14 protein-coding genes are annotated in these 16,691 nt (G+C 71.1%); 4 read left to right on the forward strand and 10 right to left on the reverse strand.

Features of this window, described 5'->3' with window-relative positions; genetic code table 11:
- Positions 1–18: 18 nt before the first annotated feature.
- The 8 genes from Q0967_RS04495 to Q0967_RS04530 form a co-directional block, all read right to left on the reverse strand.
- Positions 19–1,416, reverse strand: a complete 1,398-nt coding sequence (locus Q0967_RS04495; RefSeq protein WP_298746255.1) for a TRAP transporter large permease — start codon at positions 1,414–1,416, stop codon at positions 19–21.
- Between the two features lie 6 nt (positions 1,417–1,422).
- Positions 1,423–1,998 (reverse strand): TRAP transporter small permease, encoded by a 576-nt coding sequence (locus Q0967_RS04500; protein WP_298746252.1) that lies wholly within the window; start codon positions 1,996–1,998, stop codon positions 1,423–1,425.
- Positions 1,995–2,882, reverse strand: coding sequence for an NAD(P)-dependent oxidoreductase (locus Q0967_RS04505; protein WP_298746250.1), 888 nt, complete (start codon positions 2,880–2,882; stop codon positions 1,995–1,997). The genes Q0967_RS04500 and Q0967_RS04505 overlap by 4 nt, the downstream gene beginning before the upstream one ends.
- Before the next feature lie 38 nt (positions 2,883–2,920).
- Positions 2,921–3,334: a carboxymuconolactone decarboxylase family protein gene (locus tag Q0967_RS04510; RefSeq protein WP_299449260.1), complete on the reverse strand. Its 414-nt coding sequence runs from the start codon at positions 3,332–3,334 to the stop codon at positions 2,921–2,923.
- A 164-nt stretch (positions 3,335–3,498) separates the two neighbouring features.
- Positions 3,499–4,506, reverse strand: a complete 1,008-nt coding sequence (locus Q0967_RS04515; protein WP_298746246.1) for a helix-turn-helix domain-containing protein — start codon at positions 4,504–4,506, stop codon at positions 3,499–3,501.
- A 116-nt stretch (positions 4,507–4,622) separates the two neighbouring features.
- On the reverse strand, positions 4,623–6,032 hold the full coding sequence (locus Q0967_RS04520) for an aldehyde dehydrogenase family protein (RefSeq protein WP_298746244.1): 1,410 nt from the start codon (positions 6,030–6,032) through the stop codon (positions 4,623–4,625).
- Positions 6,033–6,160: 128 nt separating this feature from the next.
- Positions 6,161–6,583, reverse strand: coding sequence for an HtaA domain-containing protein (locus tag Q0967_RS04525; RefSeq protein ID WP_298746242.1), 423 nt, complete (start codon positions 6,581–6,583; stop codon positions 6,161–6,163).
- Positions 6,580–7,497 (reverse strand): LysR family transcriptional regulator, encoded by a 918-nt coding sequence (locus Q0967_RS04530; RefSeq protein ID WP_298746240.1) that lies wholly within the window; start codon positions 7,495–7,497, stop codon positions 6,580–6,582. The genes Q0967_RS04525 and Q0967_RS04530 overlap by 4 nt, the downstream gene beginning before the upstream one ends.
- A gap of 99 nt (positions 7,498–7,596) precedes the next feature.
- Between Q0967_RS04530 and Q0967_RS04535 the strand changes: the two genes are divergently transcribed.
- Complete coding sequence (locus Q0967_RS04535; RefSeq protein ID WP_298746238.1) at positions 7,597–10,566, forward strand: cytochrome P450; 2,970 nt, start codon at positions 7,597–7,599, stop codon at positions 10,564–10,566.
- Between the two features lie 28 nt (positions 10,567–10,594).
- Here the strand turns inward: Q0967_RS04535 and Q0967_RS04540 are convergent, their stop codons facing one another.
- Entirely contained in the window at positions 10,595–11,314 is a 720-nt protein-coding gene (locus Q0967_RS04540; RefSeq protein WP_298746236.1) for an IclR family transcriptional regulator, read from the reverse strand.
- A gap of 145 nt (positions 11,315–11,459) precedes the next feature.
- Between Q0967_RS04540 and Q0967_RS04545 the strand changes: the two genes are divergently transcribed.
- Genes Q0967_RS04545 through Q0967_RS04555 form a run of 3 tightly spaced genes read left to right on the forward strand, consistent with a single transcriptional unit; the run spans position 11,460 to position 16,320 of the window.
- Positions 11,460–13,358 carry an FAD-binding monooxygenase gene (locus tag Q0967_RS04545; protein ID WP_298746235.1) on the forward strand — a complete coding sequence of 633 codons (1,899 nt, stop codon included), beginning with the start codon at positions 11,460–11,462 and terminating at the stop codon, positions 13,356–13,358.
- A gap of 47 nt (positions 13,359–13,405) precedes the next feature.
- Positions 13,406–14,872, forward strand: coding sequence for an NAD-dependent succinate-semialdehyde dehydrogenase (locus Q0967_RS04550; protein WP_298746233.1), 1,467 nt, complete (start codon positions 13,406–13,408; stop codon positions 14,870–14,872).
- Between the two features lie 44 nt (positions 14,873–14,916).
- Positions 14,917–16,320 (forward strand): AI-2E family transporter, encoded by a 1,404-nt coding sequence (locus Q0967_RS04555; RefSeq protein WP_298746231.1) that lies wholly within the window; start codon positions 14,917–14,919, stop codon positions 16,318–16,320.
- 16 nt (positions 16,321–16,336) lie between these two features.
- Here the strand turns inward: Q0967_RS04555 and Q0967_RS04560 are convergent, their stop codons facing one another.
- Positions 16,337–16,690, reverse strand: coding sequence for a 2-polyprenylphenol hydroxylase (locus tag Q0967_RS04560; protein WP_298746229.1), 354 nt, complete (start codon positions 16,688–16,690; stop codon positions 16,337–16,339).
- Position 16,691 lies beyond the last annotated feature (1 nt).

Raw genomic sequence — 16,691 nt, forward strand, 5'->3', positions numbered from 1 at the left:
GTGCGGACGCGGGCACGGCTAGCCGGCCGCCGGGTTGACGAGCGAGGGGAGGAACAGCGAGAGCTGGGGGAAGAGGAACAGGATCACCACCACCACCAGCTCCACGAGGAACAGCGGGAGCAGCCCCTTGAAGACGGTGTCGGTGCGCAGCCCAGCGCTGCCGGCCACGACGAAGGCGTTGATCCCGACGGGCGGGGTCACCATGCCGATCTCGATGAGCTTGACGATGAGGATGCCGAGCCACACGCTGTCGAAGCCGTACTCCATGGCGATGGGGTACAGGATCGGGACCGTGATCACGAGGATGGACAAGGACTCCAGCGCCATCCCCAACGGGATGAGGCACGCCAGCAGCAGGGCCATGGTGAGGGTGGGCGGCAGGTCGACCGCGGTGACGGCCTCGGTGATCGACTGCGGCACCCGGGCAGCGATGAAGAAGGCGGACAGGATGGCCGAACCGATGATGATGAAGAACACCATCGAGGTGGTCGCGGCGGTGTCCTGCAGCGCTCGACGCACCTCGGTGAGGATGCCGCGCGCTCCGCGTCGCCGGTTCTCGAAGACCAGGATGACGACCGCCGCCAGAGCACCGATCGCCGCCGACTCGGTGGACGTGAAGACCCCCGAGTACATGCCGCCCAGGACGATGCTGAACAGGATGGCGATGTACACCAGCCCCTGCCAGGGCAGGCTTCGCCATGGCACGGGGCTCTCGCCGTCGACCGTTGACGACCACGACCTGCCGGCGACCTCGCCCTGGGCGCCGTCCACCGCGTCGGCGAGGTCCTCGGGGTCGGTGGAGCGACCGATCCGGCGCGCTCCGAGCGTCATGATGTAGGTGATGTAGGCGGCGGCCGAGAGGAGCCCGGGCACCACACCACCGGCCAGCATCTGGGCGACCGACGTGCTCGTCATGATCGCGTAGAGGACCAGGAAGGTGCTGGGCGGGATCATCACCCCGAGGGTCCCTGCGACGGCGACCAGGGCGGACGCCAGGCTCGCAGGGTATCCGTGGCGGCGCATCTGGGCGATCGAGAGCTTGGACATCGTCGCTGCGGTGCCGATGCTCGACCCGGAGACCGCGGCGAACCCTGCACAGGCCATGACGGTGGCGACGCCCAGACCGCCGGGAGCGCGCCGGACCGCCCGGGCGGCGATGGTGTAGACGTACTCGGCCACGTTGGCCCGGACGGCGAACAGGCCCATGAGGATGAACATCGGGATGATGGTCAGCCCGAAGCTGTAGGTCTGGCTGAACGACACCGACCCCAGGACGCTCGCCGTGTAGCCCGTCCCCTTGAGCAGGATCAGCCCGCAGGCCCCCGAGAGACCCAGGGCCAGGGCGATCGGGAACCGGCTGGCCAGGAGCAGCAGGAGCAGGGCGACGGTGACGGCGATGATCATCGAGATGGTCATGCGCCGCTACCTCTGCTGGCGCTGGGCTCGGGGGTCCGCGACGGACTCGTCGTCCCGGTCCACCTGGTCGTACGGCCGGGCCCCGGTCAGGGACCGGGCGACGTTCATCACGCAGACCAGGAGGAGGACGACGAAGCCGACGGCGACGAACCATCGCCAGGGCCACTCGTACCAGACGATGATCCCGAAGCCCTGCTCGCCGCGCTCGGTCGCCTCCAGGGCGCGGGTCGTGCTGGTGTAGGCCAGCCAGGCGACGAGGACGGCAGACACCGACCACACGACGACGTCGAGGACCCTGTTGACCCGCACACTGAGACGGTCGGTCAGCAGGGTGACCGAGACGTGGTCACCGGTGACGGCCGCCCAGCCCAGCCCGAAGGCCACGGCGATGACCAGGCAGGACTGGGCGACTTCGAGCATGCCCGGGAGGGTGAAGCCCCACAGCGCGCGCACCACGACCTGCAGCGCGATCGCCACCATGATGGCGACGACGGCGAGGGCGGAGATCACGGCGCAGACCCGCGCCAGGATGAGCACCGCCCGCTCCCCGGGCAGGACACGCCCCGGGGCGGCCACACTCATCGGGAGCTCCAGAACTCATGGGCTCGGGTGTGGTCGACTGCACCGAGCGCGTCGAGCGCGTCGCCCATGGTGGCAGCGACGGCGTCGCAGACGGGCGAGGCATGCCCCATGGCCCGCTGCAGCCGCTCGGCGATGCGGACGTCCTTGGTGAACAGGGGCAGCGCGAAACCGCTGGCATAGGCACCGTCCACGATGTGCGGACCCATGACGTGCTGCGTCACGAAGCTCTGGCCGGTGGAGGAGTTGAGGACGTCGACCATGACGCGTGGGTCGAGACCGAACCTGGAGCCCGCGACGAGCGCCTCGGCCGCGGCGGTGAAGGCGGCGGCCGCCACGAAGTTGTTCAACGCCTTCATCGCGTGACCGGTACCGAGCGTGCCGGTCCGGAAGATCGCCGAGCTCATCGCCTCGATCACCGGCACCGCCAGGTCGGCGGCGTCCTCGTCGTCGGCGCCGAGCATGATCGACAGGGTGCCGGCGACTGCCCGCTCACGCGCCCCCGAGACCGGGGCGTCCACCATCCGCAACCCCACGGCACCCAGCTGGGCACCGGTCTCGACGGTCTCGGTCGGGTCCGAGCTGCTCATGTCGACGAACACGGTGCCCGTGGCGAAGGGCGCTCTGGGCTGACCGTCGTCGTCCAGCAGGGCGGCACGGACGATGGCGCTCGTCGGCAGCATCAGGACGACGACGGGGCACTCGGCCAGGTCCGCCAGGTCGACGGCGGGCTCGGCCCCGATCTCGGCGGCGACGCGCGTCGTGACGTCGGCGTCCACGTCGTGGACGAGGACCCGGCGGCCCGAGCGTGCGATGTTCGCCGCCATCGGGGCACCCATCACGCCCAGTCCGATGAAGCCCACCTGCGGCGCAGTGTGATCAGTCATGGTGCATCCCGCTCCTTTGCGAGTAGTCGGTCGAGGTGTCAGCGAGCGGACTCGCCGTCGAGATCGTGGGAGATCCCCTGCTCCTCGAGGATCTCGGTCAGGGCGCGCATCCCCTCCACTGCGGCGGGGATGCCGCAGTAGAGGATGGAGTGGACGACGAGCTCGCGCAGCTGAAGGGGGGTGACCCCGTTGGCCAGGGCACCCCGCAGGTGGACGCGGATCTCGTGCGACTTGCCGGTCGCGATGAGCATGGCCAGGGTGATCTTGCTGCGCTCACGCAGGTCGAGTCCCTCCCGCTGCCAGATGTCCCCGAAGCAGATGCGGGTGACGAACTCCTGGAGCTTGTCGTCGAGGTCGTCCGTGTGCTCGACCTGGTCCTCGGCACCGGCGGATCCGAACATCGCGCGGCGCTGGTCCAGACCGGTCGCATAGAGCAGGTCGTCTCGGATCATGGTGCGTCCTTCCGTGGGGCGGGGGCCAACACTTCTGCCGGCCCGGACCGCCACGCTCCGGCGATCGCTCCGTCAGTCTGCTGCCGCCACCGCCCGTCGGGCTGGTGCACAGGTGCACGCCTCACGGCGCCAGGTGCACGCCCCCTCTCGCGGCACCCAGCGGTTCACGCGCTGCGGCGGTCGGCGCGCTCAGCGCCCGCGGCGGAGCGCTGTCCGGCCTCGCCACCCCGCCGGTATTCGCTCGGGCTGCTCCCGTACGTGGCGCGGAAGATCCGGCTGAAGTGACTGGCGTCGGAGAACCCCCACCGGTGCGCGACGTGCAGGATCGAGCGATCCACGAGCGAGGAGTCGAGAAGATCCATCCGACAGCGCTCCAGACGCTGCTGCCGGATGTAGCCGGAGACCGTCTGGTTCTCGTGGCTGAAGAGGTACTGCAGGTGGCGCAGCGACACGTAGTGGACGGCGGCGATCCGGCTGGCCGACAGCTCGGGGTCGTCGAGGTTGGCCTCGATGTAGCGCTGCACGGCGCTCAGCAGCTGTCGCCAGGACTCCCCACTGCTGTGATGGCGCAGCAGCTCGTCGGACAACATGGCAGTCACCAGGTCGAGCGCACTGCGCACGATCCGCACCCCGGGCGCGCCGGAGATCTGGGTGAGGTTCTCGGCGAGGTGCGTCATGAAGGGAGAGATGACCCGCCCGATACCACTGTCACCAGCCAGCCGGGTGGCGGTCATCGACGGCACGAGCTCTGCCGACAGGCCCAGCATCCGGTGCGGGAAGACCATCACGAGTGACCGCATCGAGTCGGGGTAGTCGAGGACGTACGGGCGACAGGTGTCGTACACCGCCACGTCACCCTCGTGCAGCACGGCCTCGTGGCCGTCCTGCCGCACCACCCCCCGTCCGCTCAGCTGCAGCGTCAGCTTGAGGTGCTCGGGGTCGTCGGCGACGATGTCGGCGGCACGGCGTTCCACCCGGTGCGCACTGGCACAGATGTCGGAGATGTGCGTCCCGTCGATGACCGTGGTGCGCAGGGTCCCCGCGAAAGGCTCCGGTCCGGTCAGCTGCAACGGCACGAACCGGTTGCCGACGACCTGCCGCCAGGCCCGCAGGCTGTCCACCGAGCACTCCTCGAGCGCGCTGGGGGTCTGAACAGAGGTCGACATCGTCATTGAGGTCACGTCCCAAGGTCTGGCAAGTCCGAACCGTATACGATCTGACCCTACCTGATCGAGGCGCTGGGCAGGAGGGGGCCGGCCGGTGAGGGCCTGACGGGCGGTGCCTCGGGCTACCGGGTCAGCACGACCGGGACTGCGACGGACTTCAGCCCCTCGACCCCGAACTCCAGGCCGTAGCCGGAGCCCTTGATGCCGCCGAACGGCACCATCGGGTGGATGCCGCCGTGCTTGTTGATCCAGATGCTGCCGGCCTCCAGGCGCAGCGCCGTCTGCTGCGCTGCCTCCGGGTCGTCGGACCACACGGAGGCGCCCAACGCGGCATCGAGGCCGTTGGCTGCGGCGATGGCGTCGTCCAGGTCGGAGTAGCGGATCACCGGCAGGGCGGGCCCGAACTGCTCCTCGTCGACGATGGCGGTGCCGTCGGTGACGTCAGCCACGATGGTCACGGGGTAGAACAGCTCACCCAGATCGGTCGCGGGCTCCCCACCGGTGACGATCCGAGCACCCGACGCGCGGGCGTCTTCCACCAGGCGGGCGACGATGTCGAACTGCTGCTGGTTCTGCAGCGGCCCCAGGAGGTTCTCCTCGTCCAGCCCGTTGCCCATGGGCGTGGCCGTCGCGAGGCGCGCCAGCGCGTCGACGACCTCGTCGTACTGCGAGTCATGGACGTAGAGCCGCTTGAGCGCAGCACACGTCTGACCGGTGTTGAGGAACGCTCCCCAGAACAGATCCTCGGCGTGCGCGGCGATGTCCGTCCCCGGGAGCACGATGCCGGCATCGTTGCCACCGAGCTCGAGCGTGAGACGCGTGAGGTTGTCGGCCGACGACCGGGCGATCGCCTTGCCGGTCGCGGTCGATCCGGTGAACATGATCTTGTCGATCCCCGGGTGCTCTGCCATCCCGGCGCCGATGTCCCGTCCGCCGGGGATGACGTGCAGGACGTCCTCCGGCAGCGCCTCGGCGAGGACGGCGACCAGGGCCTGGACGGACAAGGGGGTGTACTCGCTGGGCTTCACCACGACCGTGTCACCGACGGTCAGCGCGGGCGCCACCTGCCAGACGGTGATCATCATCGGCCAGTTCCAGGGGCCGATGGCCCCGACGACGCCGGCGGGACGGTAGTGCAGCTCGGAGTGGTTGTCCGGCTCGTCGACGACCACCTCCGGGGCGAGCTCCAGCGACGCGGTCGCGCGCAACCAGGCGACACAGGCGCCGACCTCGAAGCGTGCGTTCGGCCCGTTCAGAGGCTTGCCCTGCTCGCGGGAGAGCAGCCGGGCCAACGCCTCGGAGTTCTCCTCCACCAGCTCGGCTGCACGCATGAGCCGCTCACGACGCCCCTCGTAGCCCCTGGCCGCCCACGCGGGCTGAGCCGCACGGGCCGCGGCGACGGCCCGGTCGAGATCCTCCGCCGTGCATTCGGCGGTGTGACCGATCAGGTCACCGGTGGCGGGGTCGTGGATCGCACGACCGTCCTGGACGCTCACACGGTCGAGCAGGTCGGTCTCGGGATGGTGGGGCATCGTCGCTCCTCTGGGGGTGGTCGGTACGACCAGCCTGACCGGCGAGCACCATGCCGGAGTAGCCGAATCGCGCACGGTCACCGTCCAGGGACGCACGGTCTCGGTGGACGGACCGGACGCGGCCGCCCTCAGGGGACCGTCCGGGGGTCGTCGAGGTCCGTGCCCTCCACGTAGGGCCCGTAGAACAGCTCGGCCCCCTCGGCGGTGAGCGTCGTCCCCGAGGCCGCCGCCCCGTCGAACCGGGCGATCAGCGCGAACCGGAGGCGTCCGTCGGCGGCCTCGGGGTCAGCGAGAGTGAGCACGGCTCCGGGCGGCGCCGGATGGATCCACGGGTCGGCCAGCACGACGCGCATCATGCCGTGGTGCCCCAGGAGGGTGACGGACCCCTGGAAGTGCTGGACGGACCGGTCGAGGAGATCGGCCTCGACGTCGGGCGCGAAGGCGAAACCGGCGTCGTGCTGCTCGACGCCGTCGAGCAGCACGCGGCCATCGGGCATACCCCGCACATAGCTCAGCAGCGAGGCCTTGACGCCCCAGACGAGCCTGGTCATCCCGTGGCTCCAGGCCAGCGGATCGACGTGGCGAAGTCGATCAGTCGGCGGGCGCGCTCGGTGGGCGGCGCTGCCGCCGACCAGATCACCTCTATCCCCACCGGAGGAACCGCGGGGCGGATCTCCTTCATGACGACAGGATATCCCTCGTAGGTCCTCGGGTTGGCCGGCCGCTGGACCAGGATGCCGTACCCGAGGCCGCGGCCGACGAGCGTCCGCACCGCCTCGTAGCTGGCGGTCCGCAGCCGGATGCGCGGGGTCAGGCCGCGGCGGGCGAACAGCGACAGCGTGTGCTGGCTGGAGGGTGGTGCGTCCAGCAGGATGAGGTCGCGACCCACCACCTGCTCGAGCTCGATCACCTCCTCGGAGGCCAGCGGGTCGTCGGCCGCCAGCAGGACGTGCGCCGGGACGCTGAAGAGCTGCTGGCGTCGCGGGTTGCCCGGCACCAGGGTGTCGTAGACGAAGGCGACATCCACCTCCCCGGACTCCAGCCGCCCCTCGAGCTGGTCGTGGGTGGCCTCGACGACGTCCAGCTCCACCCGTGGGTGCGTGGTGCCGAACTCGTCGAGCAGACGCGGCAGGATCGTCGGTGCCAGGATCGGGTGACAGCCCAGGGTGACCGGGCCCACCAGCTCGCCGGCTGAGCTGCGCAACGACAGAGCAAGGTCCCCGGCGTCGGACAGCAGCCGGTGGGCCCGCGAGGCCACCCGCACGCCCGCGCTGGTGAGTCGGATACCGTGCGCGCGGCGGCGGATGCACAGCCGCTCCCCCAGGGCGTGCTCCAGCGCGGTGATGGCGTCGGAGATGGCGCTCGGGGTGACGTGCAGACGTGCGGACGCGGCGGCGATGGTCCCCTCGTCGGCCGCCGTCAGGAAGTACGACAGCTGCCGCAGCGTGTAGTCCGGCCCTTGCATACCTCGACTTTATCGAAGTTCTCCCGGGGATATCACCGCTTTTGCTCACGTGTGCGCTCCCGCATACTCGACCTCATCCCCGGACCACAAGGACGTGCCATGACCTTCGACGCACCAGTTGCCGACTGGGTGAGGATCCCCGACCTCTACACGGACCCGTTCCCGCTCTACGAGCGGTTGCGGTCCGAAGGGGGGGTGCACTGGGTCCCGCAGGTCGGCCGCTACCTCATCACCAGCTACGCCGCCGTCCACGAGACCGAGCTGGACCAGGAGGTCTACTCGGCCGACGAGGAGGGCTCGTTGCAGATCCGCGCCATGGGGCACTCCATGCTGCGGCGCGACGACCCGGAGCACTACCGCGAGCGGACCGCCTGGCAGCCGGCACTTCGGCCCGGCGCGGTGCGACGGACGTGGACCGAGGTGTTCCAGCGCAACGCCGAACGCTACCTCGAGGAGTTCCTCAGCCGGGGCCCGGAGGCCGACCTCATCTGGGACTTCGCCGCGCCCTATGCCGCCGAGAACCTCAGGGAGATCATCGGTCTGCACAACGCCTCCCAGGAGGACCTGCAGCGCTGGTCGCAGACGATGATCGACGCCACCGGCAACTACGCCGACGACCCGGACGTCTGGGCTGCCGGCCTCGCCTCCTACGAGGAGGTCGACATCGCCCTGGACGAGATGCTCCGGTGGCACCAGGACAACCCGAACGCCTCCCTCCTCTCCCAGCTGCTGCGCATCCCGGACTACGAGATGCCGCTCGAGCGCATCCGGGCCAACGTCAAGATGACGATCGGGGGCGGTCTCAACGAGCCCCGCGACGCCCTCGGTGTCGCGGCGTGGGCCCTGCTGACCCACCCGGAGCAGCGGGCGGCCGTCGAGGCCGACCCGTCCCGGTGGCAGTCGGTCTTCGACGAGTCCATCCGGTGGGTCGCCCCGATCGGGCTCTACTCGCGACAGGTCACGCGCGACACCGTTCTCGAGGGGGTCCGGCTGCCCCGGGGTGCCAAGCTGGGCATCTGCATCTTGTCCGCGAACCGGGACGAGCGGGTGTGGGACCGGCCGGCGAGCTTCGACATCCATCGCGAGGTCAAGCCTCATCTCGCCTTCGGCAAGGGCGTCCACGTCTGCCTGGGCGCCTGGGTCGCCCGCGCCGAGGTCGCTGACGTCGCACTCCCCCTGCTGTTCGGCCGTCTCGAGGGGCTCGGGCTCTCAGCCACCCGGACGCCGGAGATCCGCGGTTGGGTCTTCCGGGGGATGACCAGGCTCCCGGTGACCTGGACGGGCACCCGCGCGCCCGCGGAGGCTGCGCAGGCCGAGGACAGCCGCGCGCCGATGGAGGACACCGGCGACCTGGCCCCGCGCATCGTGGTGGTGGGTTCCGGGCCGGCCGGCTCCTTCAGCGCCCAGGCCTTGCGGCGCACCTTCCCCACGGCCCCCATCGACGTGCTCGAGGGGCTCCCCACCCCCTACGGGCTCGTGCGCTACGGCGTGGCCGCGGACCACCAGGGCACGAAGTCGGTGGCCCGTCAGTTCGAGCGCCTCTTCCTGCACGAGGACGTGCGGTTCCGTGGCAACCTCCGTCTGGGCCACGACGTCTCCCTCGAGGAGCTGCGTCGCGCCTACGACGTCGTGGTGCTGGCGACGGGCCTGCAGTCCGACGCCCCTCTCCCCGTCCAGGGGGCGCACCTGCCACGGGTGCATGGCGCGGGGCGGATCACCCGCCTGCTCAATTCCCACCCTGACGAGGACGAGGCCCCCCGTCTCGGCCCCACCGTGGTGGTCGTGGGCCACGGCAACGTGGCCATGGACGTCGCACGCATGCTGGCTCGGCACCCCGACGACCTCGAGGACAGCGACGTGGCCGACGAGGCCCGGGAGCGACTGTGCGGCAGCGTCCGCACGCTGCACCTGGTAGGTCGCAGTGACCCCGCCTCGGCCAGCTTCGACCCCGTGATGGTGCGGGAGCTGGCGACCCTGCGGGGTGTGCGACACATCGTGCACGGTGTCGAAGCGCTCCCTGCGGACGGCAAGGATGCTCGCGTCGAGGCCGTCCGCTCCCTCGCCGATGTGCACCCGCGGCAGGAGCGTGTCCGCATCGAGTGGTGGTTCGGACTGTCCCCCCTCGACATCCAGGGGACCGAGAGCCTCGAGGCGGTCGTCTTCGAGGGTCCGGACGGCGAGGTGGTCCTCCCGGCCGACGACCTCGTGACCGCCATCGGCTTCGCCGCGGACCCGGACACCCCGGTGGAGCCGGGCTCCACACCCGACGGCCGTGTCGAGCCGGGGCTCTACACGGCAGGTTGGCTGCGCCGAGGGCCCCGGGGCACGATTCCCGACCAGCGCCTGGACGCCCGGAGCCTGGCCCGGGCGGTCGCGGAGGACGTGTCGAGCGGGGCGGTGGAGGTGTCCAGGACCGGGCTGCCCTCCCGGGCGCACGAGGTGTCTTTCGAAGGCTGGCGACGGATCGATCTGCGGGAGCGACTCGCGGCTGCGCCGGGTCGCCAGCGGGCCAAGCTGCCCTCCCGGACGGCGCAGCTGCAGGCGGCCACGGACGACTCCCTCCTGCCCCCTGAACCGGCTGGCGTCGACCTGCGACTGCCGGAGGGTCAGGCGATGACGATCCTGTTCGCGACGGAGTCGGGCGGGGCCGAGCTCGTCGCCACCGACCTCCACCGTTCCCTGGGTGAGGACGCCGACGTCCAGATCCGGGACCTGGACGGGACGGCCCCGGCCGACCTCGACCCGGGCCGAACTCACCTGCTCGTGTGCTCGACGTACGGCGACGGCGAGGTGCCGACCTCCGCGCGACCCTTCCATGCCGCTCTGCGGTCCGGGGAGCACGACCTCACCGGCCTGCGCTACGCCGTCTTCGGCATGGGCGACCGGAGCTACACCCGGACCTACTCCCGCGGGAGCGAGCTGATCGACGAGGCCATGGCCGCCGCGGGTGCGACGCGCTTCGGCGAGTACGGCCGCCACGACGCGAGCGGCCCCGACGCAGCGGCGGAGGCCGCGGTCGAATGGCTGCAGGGTGTCCTGGCCGAGCTCGCCGAGGTGGCCCACGCCTGATCAGGCCGCGACCGGGGGTCACCCGGACCTATCCCTGAAGGGCCGTGCGGATGGCGTCGGCGGAGCGGGAGAGCCGTTCGGCGACCCTCCGCGGGTCGGTCGAGTCCACGACGTGCACGACGGCGAGCGCCGCTGGTGGGCGATCACGTAGCGCCAGCGGCACCGCCACGGACTGCACCGAGCGGATCACCTCGTCGTGACTGGTGGCGTAGCCCTGCGTGCCTACCACCCGCACCTCCTCGACCAGGCCCGTGCCGACGCCGTCGGGCCACTGGTCGAGGGGGACCTGGGCCAGGATCGCCTTGCCCGGGGCGCCGACCGTGACCGGGTGCCGGGCCCCGGGACGCTGGGCCACCGACGCGACTGCATGGCGTGGCTCGATGCTGGCAATGGTGATGGCCTCGTCGCGGTCCAGGAGGGAGAGGAAGCACGTCATCCCGAGGTCGTTCGCCACCGCAGTGAGCTCGGGCAGGGCCTGCGCCTGCAGATCCCGGGTGACGCCGGCGGCGAGGGCGGCCAGGCGGGCGCCCAGCTCGATGCGCCCGCTCGAGTCCCGGACGACCAGGCCGTGGTGCTCGAGGGTCCGCACCAGCCGGTAGGCCACCGACCGGTGCACCTCGAGTCGCCCGGCGATGTCATCGATGGTCAGCGACTCCCCCGCGTCCGCGAGCACCTCGAGGACCCGGATGCCTCGGCTGAGGGTCTGCGACGCCGGAACGTCGCGCCCGACGGGAGGCCCTGCTGCCACTGCCTCCTCCTGACCGTCGTCGGCTCTTGTGCCGCGGCGCTGCCTCGCCTACCGTTGTTCCATAGTCGAACAACGCGTTCGAATATAGAACGGCCGTCTCGCGAGCGCAAGAGCCACGGGCCAGGGCGACGAAGGAGTCACCAGCATGCAGTTCCACCACCACGGCTACGTCTCCGGCGACCCGCGTGTCCAGGAGGCCGCCGGCACCGGGGTGGACCGTCCGACGGAGCTCCCCGACACCACCGACGTGCTGCTCGTCGGGTCCGGACCCGCCGGCATGCTGCTGGCGGCGCAGCTGTCGCAGTTCCCCCAGGTGTCCACCCGCATCATCGAGCGCCGCGAGGGCCGGCTGCCGCTGGGCCAGGCGGACGGCATCCAGCCCCGCAGCGTCGAGACCTTCCAGGCCTTCGGCTTCGCCGAACGCATCGTCGCCGAGGCCTACAACATCGCCTACATGAACTTCTGGGGCCCGGACCCGGAGAACCCGCAGAACATCGTGCGGACCGCCCGGACCGAGGACTACGGGCTCAAGATCAGCGAGTTCCCGCACCTCATCGTCAACCAGGCGCGGGTGCTCGACTACTTCGCCGAGGCCGCCCGCAACGGACCCGGGCGCATCGTCCCGGACTACGGCGTGGAGTTCGTCGGGCTCACCGTCCACGACGAGGGTGAGCACCCCGTGGAGGTGCGGCTGCGTCACGTCGCCGGCGACCGGCAGGGTGAGGAGCGCACGGTCCGGGCGAGGTATGTCGTGGGGTGCGACGGAGCCCGCAGCGGGGTGCGCGAGGCGATCGGGCGGCGGCACACCGGGCAGTCCGCCGCGCACGCCTGGGGGGTGATGGACGTGCTGGTCAACACCGACTTCCCCGACTGGCGGACGAAGTGCGCCATCAACGCCGAGGCGGGCAACATCCTGCACATCCCCCGCGAGGGCGGATACCTCAGCCGGATGTACATCGACCTGGGCGAGTCCCCCGAGGACCCCGACCACGCCATCCGCCGTACGCCGATCGAGGACATCATCCGGCGGGCGAACGAGATCCTGCACCCCTACTCCATCGACGTGAAGGAGGTCGCCTGGCACAGCGTCTACGAGGTCGGCCACCGGGTGACCGACAAGTTCGACGACGTGCCCGAGGGCTCGGACCGTGCGCCGCGGGTCTTCCTCACCGGCGACGCCTGCCACACCCACAGCGCCAAGGCCGGCCAGGGCATGAACGTCTCGATGCAGGACGGCTTCAACCTCGGCTGGAAGCTCGGCCACGTGCTCGCCGGGCTCAGCCCCGCCTCGCTGCTGGCGACCTACTCCGCGGAGCGCCAGCCTGTCGCCCAGGAGCTCATCGACTTCGACCGCGAGTGGTCCTCCCTCATGGCCCGCAAGCCGCAGGACATCTCCGACCCCTCCGAGCTGGCCACCTTCTACCTCGGCACCGCCGAGTTCCCCTCTGGGTTCATGACGCAGTACGCGCCCTCGACCCTCGTCGCGGACACCGGCCACCAGGAGCTCGCCGAGGGGTTCCCGCTGGGCAAGCGGCTCAAGTCCGCCGCGGTGGTCCGGGTCTGCGACGGCAACGCCGTGCACCTCGGGCACCACGCCCGTGCCGACGGGCGCTGGCGCATCTACGCCTTCGCCGACGGCCCGGCCGCCGGCGAGCCCTCGGCGCTCTCGGACTGGGCCGCCTGGGCGGCCTCCCCCGTGTCGCCGGTCTCCCGCTTCACGCCCCAGGGGGCCGACCCGGACGCGGTCTTCGACGTCAAGGTCGTCTTCCAGCAGGGTTACGAGGACGTCGACCTGGGCCGGGTGCCCGCGGTGTTCCTGCCCCGCAGCGGTCCGTTGGGCCTCACCGACTGGGAGAAGGTCTTCGCCGCGGCACCGAACGCCTGGACGGACACGGACATCTTCGTCGAGCGCGGGCTGTCCCGGGACGGGGTGGTCGTGGTGGTGCGCCCGGACCAGTACGTCTCGGCGATCCTCCCGCTGACCGCGACGCAGGAGCTGGGTGCCTACTTCGAGGCGAACATGCTCCCGCCAAATCGTATATGATCTGTGCCGGCGGGCCGTCCGCCTCTCACCCTGACCCGAGGGAGCCCATGAGCCAGCACCAGGAGCGCGACCTGCTCGCACGCGTGCCCGACCGCCTGTTCATCGCGGGACGGTGGCGTCCTGCCGAGAGCGGGGGCACCCTCGAGGTACGCGACCCCGCCACCGGGGAGGTCATCAAGGAGATCGCGGACGCGACCCCGGCAGATGGGATGGCCGCGCTCGACGCCGCCGAGGCTGCCTCCGCAGGATGGGGAGGAACCCCGGCGCGCGAACGGGGCGAGCTGCTACGCCGCGCCTACGACCTGCTGATCGAGCGGCAGGAGGAGTTCGCGCTGCTCATGACCATCGAGATGGGCAAGCCGCTCGCGGAGGCCCGTGGTGAGGTGACCTACGGCGCGGAGTTCCTCCGGTGGTTCGGCGAGGAGGCCGTGCGCGTGCAGGGCCGCTACGGTCCCAATCCCGAGGGCACCGGACGGATCATCGTGTCCCAGCACCCGGTCGGGATCTGCCACCTCATCACCCCCTGGAACTTTCCCCTGGCGATGGCCACCCGCAAGATCGCCCCGGCGCTGGCGGCCGGGTGCACCGTCATCGTCAAGCCGGCCGCGCTGACCCCGCTGACCACGCTGCACCTCGTGCAGCTGCTCGAGGAGGTCGGTCTCCCCGCGGGCGTGGTCAACGTCGTGACGACCTCCTCCTCCGGGCAGGTGTCAGAACCCATCATCCGCGACCCGCGCCTGGCCAAGCTGTCCTTCACCGGTTCGACACCGGTGGGCCAGCATCTGCTGGAGCAGGCGGCCCAGGGAGTGCTCCGCACCTCGATGGAGCTAGGAGGAAACGCGCCCTTCGTCGTGTTCGACGACGCCGACCTGGACCAGGCCGTCGACGGGGCGATGCTCGCCAAGTTCCGCAACATCGGCCAGGCATGCACCGCGGCCAACAGGTTCATCGTCCACCGGGACGTCGCCGAGGAGTTCTCGCGACGGGTGACCGAGCGGGTCCGTCGACTCAAGGTCGGTCGCGGCACCGAGGAGGGCGTCACCATCGGGCCGCTCATCGACGACCGTGCGGTCGACAAGGCCTCCTCACTGGTCCAGGACGCCGTGATGCGTGGCGCGGAGGTCACCACCGGCGGTGAGGCGGTCCACGGTGACGGCAGCTTCTTCGCCCCGACCGTCGTCACCGGAGTCCGCGAGGGCAGCGACATCCTCCGCGAGGAGATCTTCGGCCCGGTGCTGGCCATCGTCCCCTTCGAGGACGAGGACGACGCTGTCCGCATCGCGAACGACACCGAGTACGGTCTGGTCTCCTACGTCTACACCGAGAGCCTGTCACGCGGTCAGCGGATGATCGACCGCCTCCACACCGGCATGATGGGGCTCAACGTCGGCGTCGTCTCGAACGCGGCGGCCCCCTTCGGCGGATGGAAGATGTCCGGTCTCGGCCGGGAGGGCGGTGCCGAAGGGATCCACGAGTACCTCCAGACCAAGTACACCTTGACCCCGAACCCCTGACGCCTCGTCGGCCACCGTCGGTCTGGGCGCATATGCTGCGTGCCATGCCGACCCACGACCTGCCCCACGAGGCCCGTATCGCCGCCTCGCTCGACGTGAGGGCGGAGGAGCCGGCCGGCGAGCCGGGACACCGGCCTCCCACCGTGCCCGGGTCGTCCCCGCGGCCCGCCGGCCCCCCGGCGCCGACCACCAACGTCGGGGTCGACCGGATGCGGGTCTTCGGCGACGGGTTCCGCTTTGTCACGGCGTGGTCGCTACGGGTCATCATCGTGGCGGCGGCCCTCTGGCTGCTGTGGTGGGTCCTCGAGAAGGTCTGGTTCGGCGTCCTGCCGATCCTGCTCGCCCTCATCGTCGCGACGGTCCTGGCCCCGGTCGTGCAGCTCGGCCGCCGCATCGGTCTCCCGTCCAGCCTGTCGACCATCCTCACCCTGCTGTTGTCGCTGGCCCTCCTCGCCGGCGTCGTCGCCGGGCTCGTGCCGTCCATCGCCGGGCAGTCCCAGCAGATCTTCGACCAGGCCGGCGAGGGTGTCGGCCAGGTGCGCAGCTGGATCAGCGGCCCGCCGCTCAACCTCGACGACGCGCAGGTCGACGAGTACCTCAACTCCGCCGTCTCCTGGATCCAGGAGCGCAGCAGCGAGGCGGCCGGCGCCGTCGCGTCCGGGCTCGGCGCCGTCGGGTCCGCCCTGGTCACCCTCGCGCTCATGCTGGTCCTGCTGTTCTTCTTCCTCAAGGACGGCCCGAAGTTCCTCCCCTGGGTGCGGCGCACGACCGGCCGCACGGTCGGGCGCCACCTCACCGAGGCGCTGACCCGCATGTGGAGCACGCTCGGCGGCTTCATCCGCACCCAGGCCATCGTCAGCGCCGTCGACGCCGTCGTCATCGGAGCCGGGCTGCTCCTCCTCCAGGTGCCGCTCGCGCTGACCCTGGCCGTCCTCACCTTCCTCGGCGGCTTCATCCCCATCGTCGGTGCCGTGGTCGCGGGCGGCATCGCGGTGCTCGTCGCGCTGGTCACCCAGGGATTCACGAGCGCCCTCATCGTCCTGGCCATCGTCATCGGTGTGCAGCAGCTCGAGGGCAACGTACTGCAGCCGATGCTGCAGGGCCGCAGCATGCAGATGCACCCCGGGATCGTCCTGCTCGCCGTCGCCGGGGGCAGCACGCTCTTCGGCATCATCGGCGCCTTCCTGGCGGTGCCCTTCGCAGCGACCTTCGTCGTGGGCCTGCGATACCTCAGCGAGCAGGTCGACCTGCGCAGCGGGGACGTCAGCGCCGCCGAGATCCCCTTCGCGACGCCGGAGGGCTATGTCGCGGGGGCCCAGGCGGAGCATGCCGCCGCCGCGGCTCGCGAGGCCGAGCAGGCCGCCATGGCGGCCTCCCAGCACGGCTCGGTCGCGTCCGCCGCGCCTCCTCGGCCCGGCTTCCTCGCCTGGCTCTGCGGCCGCCACTGACGACCGCTCGGGTCCGTCAGGCCGGGTCGTCCTCGCGGCCATCGGACCCGGCGTCGTCCAGCGCGTCCAGCTCGCGCAGCGCCGTCTCCCAGCGCTCGCGGCGCTCCGGCCCGCCCTGGTCCCACCACGGCTCGCCGCGCTCCCCCAGCCCGTGCTTGGCCAGGTCGACCCGCCGCCGCGCGGGAGCCGGGTCCTCGCCTGCGCCCCGGAGCGCGCGCACTCCGGACCGGCCACGACCCAGGTGCGAGAGCAGACGCTGCGCCACGTCCTCGGGCAGTGACGGGTCCTGCCGGCGCCAGCGACGACCACGCACGACCAGCCAGCGCTCGTCGTCGACCGGCGTCCCGCCCTCCGTCACCCCGTCCGCCACC

It is taken from the genome of uncultured Serinicoccus sp. (assembly GCF_947500995.1).
Taxonomy (GTDB): Bacteria; Actinomycetota; Actinomycetes; order Actinomycetales; family Dermatophilaceae; genus Ornithinicoccus.